Annotated in this window: 13 protein-coding genes and 1 pseudogene; 2 read left to right on the top strand and 12 right to left on the bottom strand. The window is 70.3% G+C overall.

Annotated elements, in window-relative coordinates; all coding sequences use genetic code 11:
• Positions 1-32: 32 nt before the first annotated feature.
• From ACSHWB_RS39115 to ACSHWB_RS39105, 3 genes are all read right to left on the bottom strand, one after another.
• Positions 33-1,457: an APC family permease gene (locus ACSHWB_RS39115; protein WP_439658348.1), complete on the bottom strand. Its 1,425-nt coding sequence runs from the start codon at positions 1,455-1,457 to the stop codon at positions 33-35.
• Between the two features lie 245 nt (positions 1,458-1,702).
• Positions 1,703-2,590 (bottom strand): dioxygenase, encoded by an 888-nt coding sequence (locus ACSHWB_RS39110; RefSeq protein WP_439658347.1) that lies wholly within the window; start codon positions 2,588-2,590, stop codon positions 1,703-1,705.
• Positions 2,587-3,624, bottom strand: a complete 1,038-nt coding sequence (locus ACSHWB_RS39105; RefSeq protein ID WP_439658346.1) for a maleylacetate reductase — start codon at positions 3,622-3,624, stop codon at positions 2,587-2,589. The genes ACSHWB_RS39110 and ACSHWB_RS39105 overlap by 4 nt, the downstream gene beginning before the upstream one ends.
• Positions 3,625-3,791: 167 nt before the next feature.
• On the opposite strand from ACSHWB_RS39105, the gene ACSHWB_RS39100 reads away from it, so the two are divergent.
• On the top strand, positions 3,792-4,208 hold the full coding sequence (locus tag ACSHWB_RS39100) for a DUF6892 domain-containing protein (RefSeq protein ID WP_439658345.1): 417 nt from the start codon (positions 3,792-3,794) through the stop codon (positions 4,206-4,208).
• 15 nt (positions 4,209-4,223) lie between these two features.
• Here the strand turns inward: ACSHWB_RS39100 and ACSHWB_RS39095 are convergent, their stop codons facing one another.
• Entirely contained in the window at positions 4,224-5,099 is an 876-nt protein-coding gene (locus ACSHWB_RS39095; protein ID WP_439658344.1) for a helix-turn-helix transcriptional regulator, read from the bottom strand.
• Between the two features lie 105 nt (positions 5,100-5,204).
• Between ACSHWB_RS39095 and ACSHWB_RS39090 the strand changes: the two genes are divergently transcribed.
• On the top strand, positions 5,205-5,906 hold the full coding sequence (locus ACSHWB_RS39090; protein WP_439658343.1) for an SDR family NAD(P)-dependent oxidoreductase: 702 nt from the start codon (positions 5,205-5,207) through the stop codon (positions 5,904-5,906).
• A 12-nt stretch (positions 5,907-5,918) separates the two neighbouring features.
• Here ACSHWB_RS39090 and ACSHWB_RS39085 read toward each other — a convergent pair whose 3' ends face one another.
• From ACSHWB_RS39085 to ACSHWB_RS39050, 8 genes and pseudogenes are all read right to left on the bottom strand, one after another.
• On the bottom strand, positions 5,919-6,266 hold the full coding sequence (locus tag ACSHWB_RS39085; protein ID WP_439658342.1) for a hypothetical protein: 348 nt from the start codon (positions 6,264-6,266) through the stop codon (positions 5,919-5,921).
• A gap of 62 nt (positions 6,267-6,328) precedes the next feature.
• Positions 6,329-7,078, bottom strand: a complete 750-nt coding sequence (locus tag ACSHWB_RS39080) for an SDR family oxidoreductase (protein WP_439658341.1) — start codon at positions 7,076-7,078, stop codon at positions 6,329-6,331.
• On the bottom strand, positions 7,075-7,986 hold the full coding sequence (locus tag ACSHWB_RS39075) for a helix-turn-helix domain-containing protein (protein ID WP_439658340.1): 912 nt from the start codon (positions 7,984-7,986) through the stop codon (positions 7,075-7,077). Before ACSHWB_RS39075 ends, ACSHWB_RS39080 begins: the two co-directional genes overlap by 4 nt.
• A 69-nt stretch (positions 7,987-8,055) precedes the next feature.
• Positions 8,056-8,862 carry a serine hydrolase gene (locus tag ACSHWB_RS39070; protein WP_439658339.1) on the bottom strand — a complete coding sequence of 269 codons (807 nt, stop codon included), beginning with the start codon at positions 8,860-8,862 and terminating at the stop codon, positions 8,056-8,058.
• A gap of 225 nt (positions 8,863-9,087) precedes the next feature.
• Positions 9,088-9,951: an ATP-binding cassette domain-containing protein gene (locus tag ACSHWB_RS39065; protein ID WP_439658338.1), complete on the bottom strand. Its 864-nt coding sequence runs from the start codon at positions 9,949-9,951 to the stop codon at positions 9,088-9,090.
• On the bottom strand, positions 9,948-10,346 hold the full coding sequence (locus ACSHWB_RS39060) for a GntR family transcriptional regulator (RefSeq protein ID WP_439664748.1): 399 nt from the start codon (positions 10,344-10,346) through the stop codon (positions 9,948-9,950). The genes ACSHWB_RS39065 and ACSHWB_RS39060 overlap by 4 nt, the downstream gene beginning before the upstream one ends.
• A gap of 45 nt (positions 10,347-10,391) precedes the next feature.
• Positions 10,392-11,360: a hypothetical protein gene (locus tag ACSHWB_RS39055; protein WP_439658337.1), complete on the bottom strand. Its 969-nt coding sequence runs from the start codon at positions 11,358-11,360 to the stop codon at positions 10,392-10,394.
• Between the two features lie 227 nt (positions 11,361-11,587).
• Positions 11,588-12,100, bottom strand: a pseudogene (locus ACSHWB_RS39050) (ATP-binding cassette domain-containing protein); the annotation flags it as partial.
• Between the last annotated feature and the right edge of the window lie 65 nt (positions 12,101-12,165).

The following is a 12,165-nucleotide window of genomic DNA, read 5'->3' as shown; positions in this document are numbered from 1 at the left end:
TCCTCACGCGCGGTCGTTCGGTGGTGGGCGGGTCAGGCGGGTTCGACGACCTCGGCGGGTGTCCTGGCGCGGACGCGCGTCCAGCCGACCGCGAACATGACGGGGACGCTGGCGAGCAGGAGCACGACGGTGAGGGTGCTGCCACCCGTGAGGATCCCGAAGTTGTTCACCACCAGGGCGAGGATGCCGAGCATGAGGACGGCCGACAGCGCGGGCGCGACGAACGTCGTCCACCGGTTCGGCTCCACCCGGTTGCGGCGGAAGTAGGCGACCACGGCCACGGACGTGAGGATGTAGAGCACGACGAGGGTGGCGACGGCGAGTCCGCTGAACCAGCTGAACAGCTTGGCGACCGGATCGAGCCCCAGCAGCGCGAACGGGGCGACGACGACGGCGGCGACGATCGACTGCGCGAGTGACGCGGCGGCCGGCGCCTGGTGGCGGTTGGTGCGCTCCAGGACGGCGGGGAAGAGGGTGTTGCCGGCCATGGCGTGGAAGTAGCGCGTGATCATGTTGTGGAACGCGAGCACACCGGCGAACAGGGACGTGCACAGCAGGACGTCCGCGGCGGTGCTGGCCCAGCCGCCGAGCACGTTCTCCAGCGGTGCCAACGCGAACACGGCCGGATCGCTGCCGAGAGCCCGTCCCGCGGCCTCGCCGACGTTGGCGGACCCGTAGTAGACGACCAGCATCCACGTGACGAACGCGAGGAACACCGCGATAAGGGTGACAGCGACGTACGTCGCGCGCGGCACCGTCCTCTTGGGATCGCGGGCCTCTGACGAGTAGATGGCCGTGGACTCGAAGCCGAACATGGACGCGATGGCGAACATGATCGCGATACCGGGCGCCCCCGCCAGCACGGCGGAAGGACCGAAACTGCCCGCGACGTCGAGCGCGCCGGCACCGCGGGAGACGAGGACACCGATCGCGAACGCGGTGAGCAGCACCAGTTCGGCCGCGACGAGCACGCCGAGCACGCGGGCACCGAGCTCGACCTTGCGCGAGCCCAGGAACAGCACCAGCGCGATCGAGAGGAACGACCACACCCACCACGGCGACTCGATGCCGGCGAGGCGGGCCAGCAGTCCCGACGTGCTGGCGCCGAGCAGCCCGTACATCGCGAACTGCACCGCGTTGTAGGACAGCAGCGCGAGCAGCGACCCACCGGCACCGGCGCGCAGGCCGAGCCCGGCGCGGATGACCGCGAAGAACCCGCCGCGGGTGTCGAGGTGACGGGTGATGGTGGTGAACCCGACGGCGAACAGGATGACCACGAGGCCGACGGCCAGGTAGGCGCCCGGCGCACCGGCCCCGTTGCCCATGGCGACCGCGAGGCAGGCCGCGCCCACGATGCTGGTCAGCGGGGCCTGGGCGGACAGGACGAAGAACAGGATGCCGGGCACGCCGAAGGCGTTCGGCTTCAGGGTTGTTCGGGGTGAATCCGCGTTTGACATCGAGCGCCTCCACGAGGACCGCGGTGCGGGATCCAGAGGGCGGTGACCCGGCGGGGACATCGCCGTTGACGTGCACCAGCGTCAGCCAGAACCCCAAACTTGTCAATCGGATAGTTTGCGATCGGTGCAGCCGGTATCAACGTGATGATCGTTCTTATGAATCGTCCGTTCCGGACGCACAAGGCCGCTCCCGGCCGCCATGTGGACGGTCGGGAGCGGCCAGGACACGCACGGTGAGGTGGTGGTCAGGTCTGGGCGGGCGCCTCCGCCAGCACGACGTCGAACCGGGCGCGAGTCCACGCCCGGTCACCCAGTTCCCGCCCGTCCGGCGCCGGCGTTCCCGCCGGTTGCTCCGTGAACCGCTTCACCAACGACTCCTTCACGCCGAACACGGAGTCACCGATCTTCAACTGCGGGTCGTCCTCCACGAAGATGTGCGTCACGAGCGTGCGGAGCTTCGCCGCGGTCACCATGAAGTGCAGGTGCGCCGCCCGCATGGGGGAGCGGTGCACGGCCGCGAGCAGTGCGCCGACCGGCCCGTCGTGCGGGATCGGGTACGGCGTGGGCAGCACGCACCAGAACCGGAAACCGCCGTCGTCCTCCGTGAACAGGTGGCCGCGGCCCGTCACGCGGGAGTCGGTGTACTGGACGTCGTAGAAGCCGTCCTCGTCCGCTTCCCACACCTCGACGCGGGCGCCGGCGACAGGATGGCCGTCGGTGTCGCGAACGGTGCCCTCGACCCAGCAAGGAGTACCGGGGGCGCCGAACGCGATGTCACCGCCGTTGCCGATCATGGGGGAGTCCTCGACGAAGAACGGGCCGAACACCGTCGCCTCGGTGGCGTCGCGGTAGGCCTCGTTGTTGACCGCCACGGTCTGCATGGACGCGCCGAGCACGTCGGAGAGCAGGATGAACTCCTGGCGGCGGTCGTCGGTGAGGTGGCCGGCCGCTGTGAGGAAGTCGATGGCGTGCTTCCACTCCTGCTCGCTCAGCCGCACCTCGCGGATGAACGCGTGCAGGTGCCGGGTGAGCGCACCCATCAGCTCGCGCAACCGCGGGTCGGGCGCACCGGCGAACGACGCCACGACCTCGTCGGTGAGCTGCTGTTCGATGCGCTCCTGGGCGTCGGTCATGCCGGGCTCCACTCGGGACGGTCGCCGCGCCAGGCGGCGGTGAGCAACGTGAGCAGGTCGCCCTCGCTGACCGGGCGCGGGTTCGACGGCGGAACGGCCGGCAGGACCAGCCGCGCCGCCTCGGCGAGGGACTCCTCGGCGAGACCGGTGTCGCGCAACGCGTGCGACGCGCCGACCTCGTCGTACAACAAGACCAGCTCCCCTCCGAGCGCCGCGGCGACCCGCGAAGCGGCCTCCGGCGCGGCAGGAGCGTTGAACGCCAGCACGTACGGCAACACCGCGGTGTGCGTGGCGGCGTGCGGCAGGCCGTACGCGCCGCCGAGGACGTGGCAGATCTTGTGGTGCAGCCCGGATCCGGCCGAGGAGAACGCCACGGCGGCTAGGTAGGCGCCGTACAGCATCATCTCCCGGCCATCAAGGTCACCGGGGTTCGAGCACACCAGCCGAAGCCCGCGGCTCACCGCGCGAATCCCCTCCGCCGCAAGGGCTTGGTCGATCGGGTCCGTGCGCGGCGCCCACATCGAGTCGACGCAGTGCGCCAGCGCGTTGCACCCCGACGCCACCGTCAGGTCCAGCGGCAACGAGAGCGTGAGCGCCGCGTCGTAGACCACGGTCACCGGCAGGACCCGGTCGTCGGTACCGGTGGTCTTGCGCACGGCCTCGGTCAGACCCCACACGTTCGTGGCCTCGGAACCGGCGTAGGTCGTCGGCACGGCCACGATCGGCACCCCGCTGGTCAGCGCGACCGCCTTCGCCAGCCCCGTGGTGGAACCACCGCCGACGCTCACGACCAGGTCGGCCCGCGACTCCGCGGCCATCGCACGAGCGCGATCGGCGTCGGCCACGGGCACGTGCTGCCGCACGTCCGTCAGCCGCGCCACGACGCCGACCCCCGAGGTCACCTCGGGGAACTCCGAACCGATCACCAGCACCCGTTGCGCGCCAAGGCGTTCGACCTCGGCCGCCACGTGCTCGGCGGCCTTCCCGGCGCCGAACAGCACCCGCTGGCCCAGCGTGATGTGCTCCCAGCTCACCCGGTCTCCTCCCGGCGATCTCGGACGTCGGTCACCCCTGGACGCTAGGCCGACGGCCGCACAACCGGAAATATGCGTTTCACCTCCACTGAGACACCGCGGATATCAATGTGTCCTGGTGGAACGAGGTGACTTCCCTGGCGGCGGTTCCCCTATACGGTTCTGGCATGAGCCAGTCGATTCCGTTCGCCGACACCAACTTCAAGCTCGCCGTCGTCCAGGAGCTGATGTACAACCAGGACCTCCTGCCGAGGTTCGACCTGCGCGAGTACGCCGCCGAGCAGGGCTTCACCTACGACAGCGGGAGCGTCGAGGCGGTGCCGGAGGCGCTGGCCTACTTCGAGGCGCTGGAGGTCCCCGCCGAGCTCGCGGAGAAGATCACCGAGATCGAGATGGACGGCGGCAACGAGATCTACCTCGAGATCGCGCCGAACTGGGACGGCGAGGACGGGCTGTTCGACGTCGAGGAGTTCGCCGACGTGCGGCACTTCCCCCACCTCAAGTCGATGACGCTGTTCTACACGGGCAACGAGGAGTCGCTGGAGTCGCTGCGGGCCCGCGGGATCGAGGCCGACTGGCTCTGAACCGCTCCCGGTGGGTCAGAGCTGCGCGGTGGCCGGGTGGCCGGCGATGGCGGCGAGCCGGAGTTTGGTCTCGTCCTCGCTGCCCGGCGCGGCCGTCATGATGACGATCTTGAGCTCGGAGTGGCCCTCGGTCAGGACGTCGCAGTCCACCGTGACCGGGCCCACCGACGGGTGGTGGATCGTCTTGCGGTCTTCGCGGTGCGTGCCTACCTCCCCGTTCGCCCACAACGCGGCGAACCTGCTGTTGCCGGCGCTGAGGTCACGGACTAGTGCCGTCAGGCGGGCGTCCTGCGGGTAACGGCCGGTGGCGCGGCGCAGGTCGGACACGACGGCGGCGTCGGTGGCGTCGCGGTCGGCCTCGCTCACCGGCCACCGCGCGAGGTGAGGGGCGCTGCCGTCCAGCGGGAACCTGTCACGGGCGAAGTTGCGCAACCCGGGTGACGACGCGGCGGGATCACCGAGAAGCGCCGCCCACCCGCGGTTCCACCACACCAGCTGCCAGTCCGCCGCGAACACGGCGGCCGCCGTGTCTCCGAGGCGGGCGAGGACCCGCTGCACGCCGGGTGGCAGGTGGTCGGAGATCACACCGTTGGACGGTGCGGCGAGATTGGCGAGCCGGTACAGGTGATCCCGCTCCTCTGTGGACAGCTGCAGGGCGCGCGCCAGGGACGCCACGACCGACGCCGAGGGAGTCGTCGCCCGTCCTTGTTCGAGACGCACGACGTAGTCGACCGACACCCCGGCGAGCTCGGCCAGCTCCTCCCGCCGCAGTCCCGAGGCCCGCCGTCCACGCGCTGACCGCAGCCCGGCGGCCGACGGAGGCAGACGATCCCGCCACACACGAATCATCGGTCCGAGCCCGCTTCCGGATGTCCTCGTCACGATGTCCATCCTCCCGCCTGCGAGGGCGGTTGTCCGGGCGTGAGGGTGGTACTGGTCTTCCTACCGTCGAACCGTTCCTGGTTCACCCGTCGGCGCGGGTCCAGCATCGAACGCATGACGATCATCTTCATCACCGGAGCCAACAAGGGGCTCGGCCACGAGACCGCCCGCCGCCTGATCGAGCTCGGCCACATCGTCCTGTTGGGAGCCCGCGATCAGGCACTAGGTGAGGAGGCCGCCACTGCGCTCGGTGCGCGTTACGTTCCCATCGACGTGACCGAGGACGCGTCCGTCAAAGCAGCGGCGGCGAACGTCGCCCGCCACGAGGGCAGGATCGACGTGCTGATCAACAACGCCGGGGTGCACGGCCCCGCAGGGGGAGACCTGGAAGACCTCACCGGAGCCGATGCCCTGGCCGTCTTCGGGGTCAACGTCATCGGAGTCGTCCGCACCACGAGCGCGTTCCTGCCCCTGCTGCGCCGCTCGGACGACCCGGTGATCATCAACGTCAGCAGCGGCATGGGCTCCCTCGCCCTCACCCACGACCCCGACCGGCCCGAGTCGCGCGTCATCGCACCGCTGTACACCGCGTCGAAGGCAGCGCTGACGATGATGACGACGCAGTACGCCAAGGGGCTGAAGGACATCCGGGTCAACGCCGCCGACCCCGGCTACACCGCGACCGACCTCAACGGTCACAGCGGCTTCCAGACCGTCACGGAGGGCACGGACGCGATCGTCGCCCTGGCCACGGAGGGTCCCGGCGCCGCGAGCGGACGGTTCGTCTCCCGCGAGGGTGAGATCGCGTGGTCGTGAAGCCGACTCGGGTCAGTCGGCGAGTCCGGGCAGGTGGTAGCCGGTGTGGTCGTCCCACTCGATCTCGTAGTCGTCGAGGGTGAAGGTCCAGTCCGCGTCCGGCACTGCGCCGCGCAGTGCGGTGACCGCGGCCAGCCAGTGCACCAGCGACGGGACCGCGCGCTCATCCGCGGAGGGCAGCTTGGTCGACCCGTCGAGCACCGTTCCGGACTCCAGCCGGTCGTAGAGGTACAGCCCCTCTTCTTCCTGGGAGAACGGCGCGTTCGCGTTGTAGGTGTCGACGACCTGGCTGACCGCCGTGAGTTCGGCGTCGGTCAGCGGGGTCGTGCGGCGAGCCGTGTAGTAGAGGGAGACGCCCATGCGCACCACCGTAGTGGGGCTCTACTCAGGACAGGCGCGCAGCGTCGTCCACGGCTTCGGCATCAGCTGTCGCGCAGGACGCGGTGGGCGAGCCGGGGTGAGATCCGCATGAGCGTCCGCAGCAGGCGGACCTTGCCGATGTGGATCTCGTCGGAGTCGCGGCCGATGCCGGCGATCACGGCTGCGGCGGCGTCGGCGGGACTGATCTTGCCGCTGCCGCGCCCCAGGGTCATGTCGGTGTCGACCAGCGGCATCACCGCGTCGATCACCCGGACGTGGGGTGCGGCGTCCTGGCACTGGTAGCGCAGCGCGCGGCTGAAGGTGCGCACCGCGGCTTTCGTGGCGCAGTAGACCGGCGCCGAGCGCTTGGGCGCCAGCGCGAGGCCGCTCGTGATCGTGACGATCGCGGCGGAGGGGTGCCGGCGCAGGTGGGGAAGCAACCCGGTGCTGAGCGCGACGACGGCGTCGAGGTTGACGGCGATCTCGCGGCGGAGAACCGGCCGCAGCGCGGTGGGGTCGTCGGCGAAGAAGTCGGTGAGCGTCTGCACACCGGCGTTGTTGATCACCACGGAGATGTCGGGACGGCGTTCGGCGACGTCGCGGACGAAGGCGTCGACCGCCGCCGGTTCGGCGAGGTCGACAGGCCAGGCGTGGACGAGGTCGCCGTGTTCGGCCGCCAGTGACGTCAGGTGGTCGCGGTCGCGCCCGACCGCCACCACCCGCGCGCCGCTCGCGACCAGTTGACGGGTGAGCTCGCGGCCGATGCCGCGGGTCGCGCCCGTGACGAGAGCCGTGGTTCCGGTGAGGTTCATGCTCTTGTCTCCTTCGCCGGATGCGGGGTGAACGCGGACCGGTAGGCAGCGGGCGTCATGGCGGTGCGGCGTTTGAACTCGCGAGTGAGGTGGGGCTGGTCGGTGTAGCCGCAGGCGAAGCCGACGATGCCGAGCGGGTGCGTGCTGTTCATGAGCAGGTCCGCGGCGGCGTCCGCGCGGACGGCGGCGAGCAGGGCGGTGAACCCACCGGCGGGCCGCAGGGTGCGCTGGAGGGTGCGTGCCGATGTGCCGAACTGTGACGCCAGTGCGTGCACCGTCCAGCCGCGGGCGAGATCGCCGGCGAGGAGGTGGCGTGCGCGTGACGCCACGTCGGTGCCGGCGACCTGCGCAGGCTTTGGTGAGTGTCCGGACCAGGTGAAACGCCAGAGCGCGGTGCCACGACCGGCGTCGGGAGGGGTGAGAACGCCGTCGGCGTAGACCACCTGGTGGTGCGGTTCGAGCGTGACGACGACCCCGCGGGTGCCGATCGCCGTCATCAGCGCCGCCAGCACCCCGAGCACGAGCACGTCCTCGGCGGGTTCCGGCTGCGCCCCTGATCGCCCGACGTGTTCGGCGACGAGCTGATCAGCACCCGCCGCGCGGACGACCACGCGATGACGGGAGTGGACGAAGCGCTCGAGCCGGCTCCACCGGTCGAACAGGTCGGAGGGCGTGCCGGCGGCCGAGAGGGCCGAGATGGCCGGATCGGGCGGTAGCTGGGGGAGGTACTGGCCGACGCGCAGCATCGGGAGCAGGCCGTGTGTCCGCGTGACCTCCGCCAGCAACCGGCGCTTCACGGCGAGCGGCACGAGCGCGCCGGCCGGTGTGGGAGCCGGGACCGTGATTCCTTCCGCGGTGAGTGCGTGCTGCACCGCGGCGACCAGGACCGCGCTCGCGAACTCGTCCACCGCTCTCCCTCCGTTCCGATCGGGCACGGAAGAACGCTAAGCCAGGTCGTAGACGTGCGTCTTGAAGGATCACGCCAGACTGCCGCGGAGAGCCTCCACGGCCTTGGTCAGCGCGGCGCTCATCGTCGCGAGGTCGACGTCCTTGCGCCAGGAGCTCAGCAACGTCACGGCATAGGTGCGACCGAGCTTGACGAACCCCGTGCTGTTGAGCACCCGGCGATCGCCCGAGCTGCCCCAGCCCTGCTTGACCGCCCACGTCGCGCCCGGCAGTCCGCTGGGAATGCCGAAGTACTGGTCGACCCCGTCCGCCGCGGCACGCGGAGCCGCGGCCATCGCCGTCGTCAGCAGCTCACGGTCCTCAGCCTCGAGTGCGCCGGCGATGTGGCGGTAGACGCGGGAGACGTCCGAGGCCGATGTCACCGTGCTGCCCCACTGTCCCGCGACCGCCGGCGGCCGGGTGTGGCGCAGGCCGAGCGCCTTGACCTGGCGGGTGACGATCTCCGACCCTCCGCCGTGCTGCCACAACCGGCTCGCCACGCCGTCGTCGCTGCGCGTGAGCATCGCGGTGATGTCGTTCTCCACGTCGTCGGAGTTCGTGGACGTTCTCTGCAGCAGGTCGAGTGCGATCAGCAGTTTCACCACGGAGGCAGTCGGCTGAACGAGATCGCCCTTCCAGGACAGCACCGTCGCGCAGGTGTCCAGGTCGACGATCTCCATCGACAGCACGGGATCGTGTCCGGCGCTCACCAGCGCCTGACGTGCCTTCTGCACGGCGGGCACCTCACCCGCGACCGGTGTGAACTCGGTGCAGCGGGATCGCCACTCGTCCGAGCCGGTCCGGAGAACGACCACGACGGCCGCGAGCACCGCGATCACGAGACCCGTCGAGACAAGCCATCGGGTCCGGCCGCGTCGGCGCGGCGGCCCCCAGATGACCGGCCTGGGAAGCAGTTTTTGGGTAGGCGAGTCCGCATCACCGTGCATTGGCTGTGTCCAATCCGGAAGAAGGCAGCACAAAGCCGCGCGGCCGACCCGAAAGGGCGAGCCGTGTGAAGGAGAATCAGTCAGGTCCCCCGGAAGATCGGGAGACGGCGAGGTTCGCTATCCGCGCGACGCCGAGGACCGTGCGCGTGACGCGCGCAGATAGCCCATGACCAGTGACTCCAGGTCGGGTTCCGCGTCCGTCCAGCCCTGAGGTGCCGGCCCGGAGTCCTTCAGCAGCAACGTGGCTTGGCGCTGGGTGCGGGTGGCACTGACGAGCGTTCCCTCCACTGAGGACTCGTCTGCGGCCGGACCGACCAGGATGCGGTGTCGTGCCAGGACTTCCTCGATGTCGCCGTCGACCTGGACCCGGCCCTCGTCGACCAGGAGCATGTGGTCGCACACCTCGCGCAGGTCCGCGAGCAGGTGCGAGGACATCACCACCGTGGTGCCGCGATCGGCGACCTCCGCCATGATGATCCGCAGGGTCTCGTCGCGGGCCAGGGGATCGAGGTCGGCCAGCGGCTCGTCCAGCAGGAGCAGCCGGGGGAGCCGGCCCAGCGCCAGCGCGATGGCCACCTGCGTGCGGGTGCCCGCGGACAGCGTGCGGATCTTCGCCCCCTGGTCGACGCCCGCCTGCAGCGCCAGCACCTCCTGGACCCGGTCGGCGGACCAGCGGTCGTTCATGCCGGCCGTGACGCGCACCATCTCGCGCACGGTGAGTCCGCCGTAGAGCGGGCGGTCCTGGGCCATGAACGAGACGTCCGGGTGGGTGCCGCCGCGCACCGGGGTGCCGAAGACCTCCAGTTCCCCTGTGCTCGGGCGGGCGAGGCCCGCGGCCATGCGCAGGAGGGTGCTCTTGCCCGCGCCGTTCGGCCCGACCAGGGCGATGACCTTGCCCTCTGGGAGGGCGAAGGTGCAGTCGCGGACCGCCCAGCGGCTGCGGTACCGCTTGCCGACGGCGGTGGCGCTCAACGGGATCATGATCGTTCCTCGACGGGGTAGTGCTCTTCGCGGACCGCGGAGTACAGGGCGTCGACGTCCTCGACGACCAGGCCGCCCTCCCGCGCGAGACGCATCCAGCGAGCCAGTTCCTTGCGCAGCGGCGCGTCGTCGCCCGCGGTCGCCTCGGAGGCCAGCGACTTGGTCACGAAGGTGCCCAGCCCGCGGCGGCCCTCCACGAGTCCTTCGCGTTCGAGCTCGCGGTAGGCCTTGAGCACGGTGTTGGGGTTGACGGCGGTGGCGTCCACCACCTCCCGCGCTGAGGGCAGCCGGTCTCCTGGGGCCAGCAGTCCCAGTCGCATGGCTTGCTCGACCTGGTGGACGATCTGCATGTAGGTGGAGACCCCGGAGTGCCGGTCGATCCGGAACTCGATCACGTCGGCCAGCATAGGTGCTCTCCCGCTCCAGGGCGTCCACCACGCTCAAGCCTGCCTGCGCAGGGCCCAGACCGTGCCTGCCAGCAGCAGCACCGCGAACCCTCCGAAGATCGCCGCGTCGTACAGGTGTGCCAGCCAGGCACTGCTCTCCGGCAGGACGACCGTGTACGCCTTCGCCATGCCGCCCTCCCGCATGCAGGCGAGGAACTCCTCCTGCCCGCGCGGCGGTCCCGACGGCGCCTTCAGGCACGTATCGGTCACGGGCCAGTACTTGTCCCGAGGCACGTCCTGTCCCGCGGCGTCGAGCCAGCCGGAGCCGACCCGCAGGCCGTCGGCCTGGCCGGAACCGTCCACCCTTCGCTCGCTCGGCACGAAGCGGTTCACCTGCCCTGCCAAGGCGAAGCGCACGACGGCGAACGCGCCGAACGCCGCGGTCATCCCCACCAGGGTGCGCCGCGACACCACGCCGATGAACGCGCCGAGCGCGAAGGCGAAGAGCGTGTACGCGACCGGCGAGACGTGGTCGATGCCGAAGTTGACGGGGTTCCACGCGCCGTTGCCCCGTGGGCCCAGCGTGCCGGCGGCGGTCAGCCACCACCAGACCAGGTACTGCAGCACCACCACGACGACCAGGGCGGGCACCAGCGCGACGACCAGCTTGCTGAGCATCCAGCGGGTGCGGCTCACCGACTGGGTGAAGGCCAGGACGTGGGTGCCGTTCTCGAGCTCCTGGGCGAACAGCGGAGCCCCGATGAACACGCCGACCAGGATCGGCAGCACGATGACCAGGAGGCGGGCGATCTGGAGGAGGTTGCTCCAGTCTCCCAGGAACGCGTTCTGCGCCTCCGACGTGCACGCGCCGCCGCCCTCCGCCGCGCACTGGGTGAGCTGCGCCGAGGTGATCGCACCGACCATGGACGAGCGCAGCAGCACGATGACACCCGTGCCGACGATCAGCACCCCGAGAAGGGTGAGCAGTTGTACGCGCTGCAACCGCAACGATGCCCAGATCATGCCGCTGTCTCCTGTGCCGCCGCCGCACGCATGTGGTGCAGAACCAGTTCTCCTAGCGGGGTGCCGTTCGTGCTGAGCCGGTCGACGTCCCCGGCCAGCAGAATCCGTCCTCTGTGGAGCAACACCAGGTGGTCGCACACACCTTCCAGCTCCGCCAGCACGTGCGAGGACAGCACCACGGTAATGCCCTGGGACCTCGCCTCGGTCATCAACGCGCCCAGCACCGCCTCCCGTGCGAGCGGGTCCAGATCGGCCAGCGGCTCGTCGAGCAGCAGCAGCCGCGGCCGTTTTCCCAGAGCCAGGGCCAGGGCGACGCGGGTGCGCTGCCCACCGGACAGGGTGCCGACCTTCGCGGTGGCCGGCACCCCGGCCTGCTCGATCAGGTGAGACGCGTAGTGCTGGTCCCAGGTGGGGTTCGTGCGCGCGCCGAACGTCAGCGTCTCGGCAACGGTGAGCTGGGGGTACAACGGCTTCTGCTGGGCCAGGTAGGACACCGCGGGATGCAGCCCCCTGCCGTGCGGCTGCTCGCCGAAGACGGCGATCGAACCGGCCGTCGGGCGCAGCAGGCCCGTGACGAGCCCCATCAACGTGCTCTTGCCGGCACCGTTCGGGCCGACGAGGGCCACGACCCGGTTCGCGGGGATCACCAGGGACGTCGGCTCCAGCGCCCACCCCCTGCGGTACCTCTTGCCCACGCCCTCGGCGTGGACCGGAAGCACGTCGCCGTCATGCCTTCGCATGGTCACGGCCACCTCCTCTCGTCATCGACGAGCCGAAGGTAGCACGGTTCACTATTTAAATAGTG

This window comes from Lentzea sp. HUAS TT2, assembly GCF_051853195.1.
In the GTDB taxonomy this organism is placed as follows: Bacteria; Actinomycetota; Actinomycetes; order Mycobacteriales; family Pseudonocardiaceae; genus Lentzea.
This window is presented reverse-complemented; position numbering and strand designations above follow the sequence as displayed.

Excerpts from the sequence above, each read along its gene's own strand:
- ACSHWB_RS39115 (WP_439658348.1), bottom strand. The coding sequence starts at position 1,457 with ATGTCAAACGCGGATTCACCCCGAACAACCCTGAAGCCGAACGCCTTC.
- ACSHWB_RS39110 (WP_439658347.1), bottom strand. The coding sequence starts at position 2,590 with ATGACCGACGCCCAGGAGCGCATCGAACAGCAGCTCACCGACGAGGTC.
- ACSHWB_RS39100 (WP_439658345.1), top strand. The coding sequence starts at position 3,792 with ATGAGCCAGTCGATTCCGTTCGCCGACACCAACTTCAAGCTCGCCGTC.
- ACSHWB_RS39095 (WP_439658344.1), bottom strand. The coding sequence starts at position 5,099 with ATGGACATCGTGACGAGGACATCCGGAAGCGGGCTCGGACCGATGATT.
- ACSHWB_RS39090 (WP_439658343.1), top strand. The coding sequence starts at position 5,205 with ATGACGATCATCTTCATCACCGGAGCCAACAAGGGGCTCGGCCACGAG.
- ACSHWB_RS39085 (WP_439658342.1), bottom strand. The coding sequence starts at position 6,266 with ATGGGCGTCTCCCTCTACTACACGGCTCGCCGCACGACCCCGCTGACC.
- ACSHWB_RS39080 (WP_439658341.1), bottom strand. The coding sequence starts at position 7,078 with ATGAACCTCACCGGAACCACGGCTCTCGTCACGGGCGCGACCCGCGGC.
- ACSHWB_RS39065 (WP_439658338.1), bottom strand. The coding sequence starts at position 9,951 with ATGATCCCGTTGAGCGCCACCGCCGTCGGCAAGCGGTACCGCAGCCGC.
- ACSHWB_RS39055 (WP_439658337.1), bottom strand. The coding sequence starts at position 11,360 with ATGATCTGGGCATCGTTGCGGTTGCAGCGCGTACAACTGCTCACCCTT.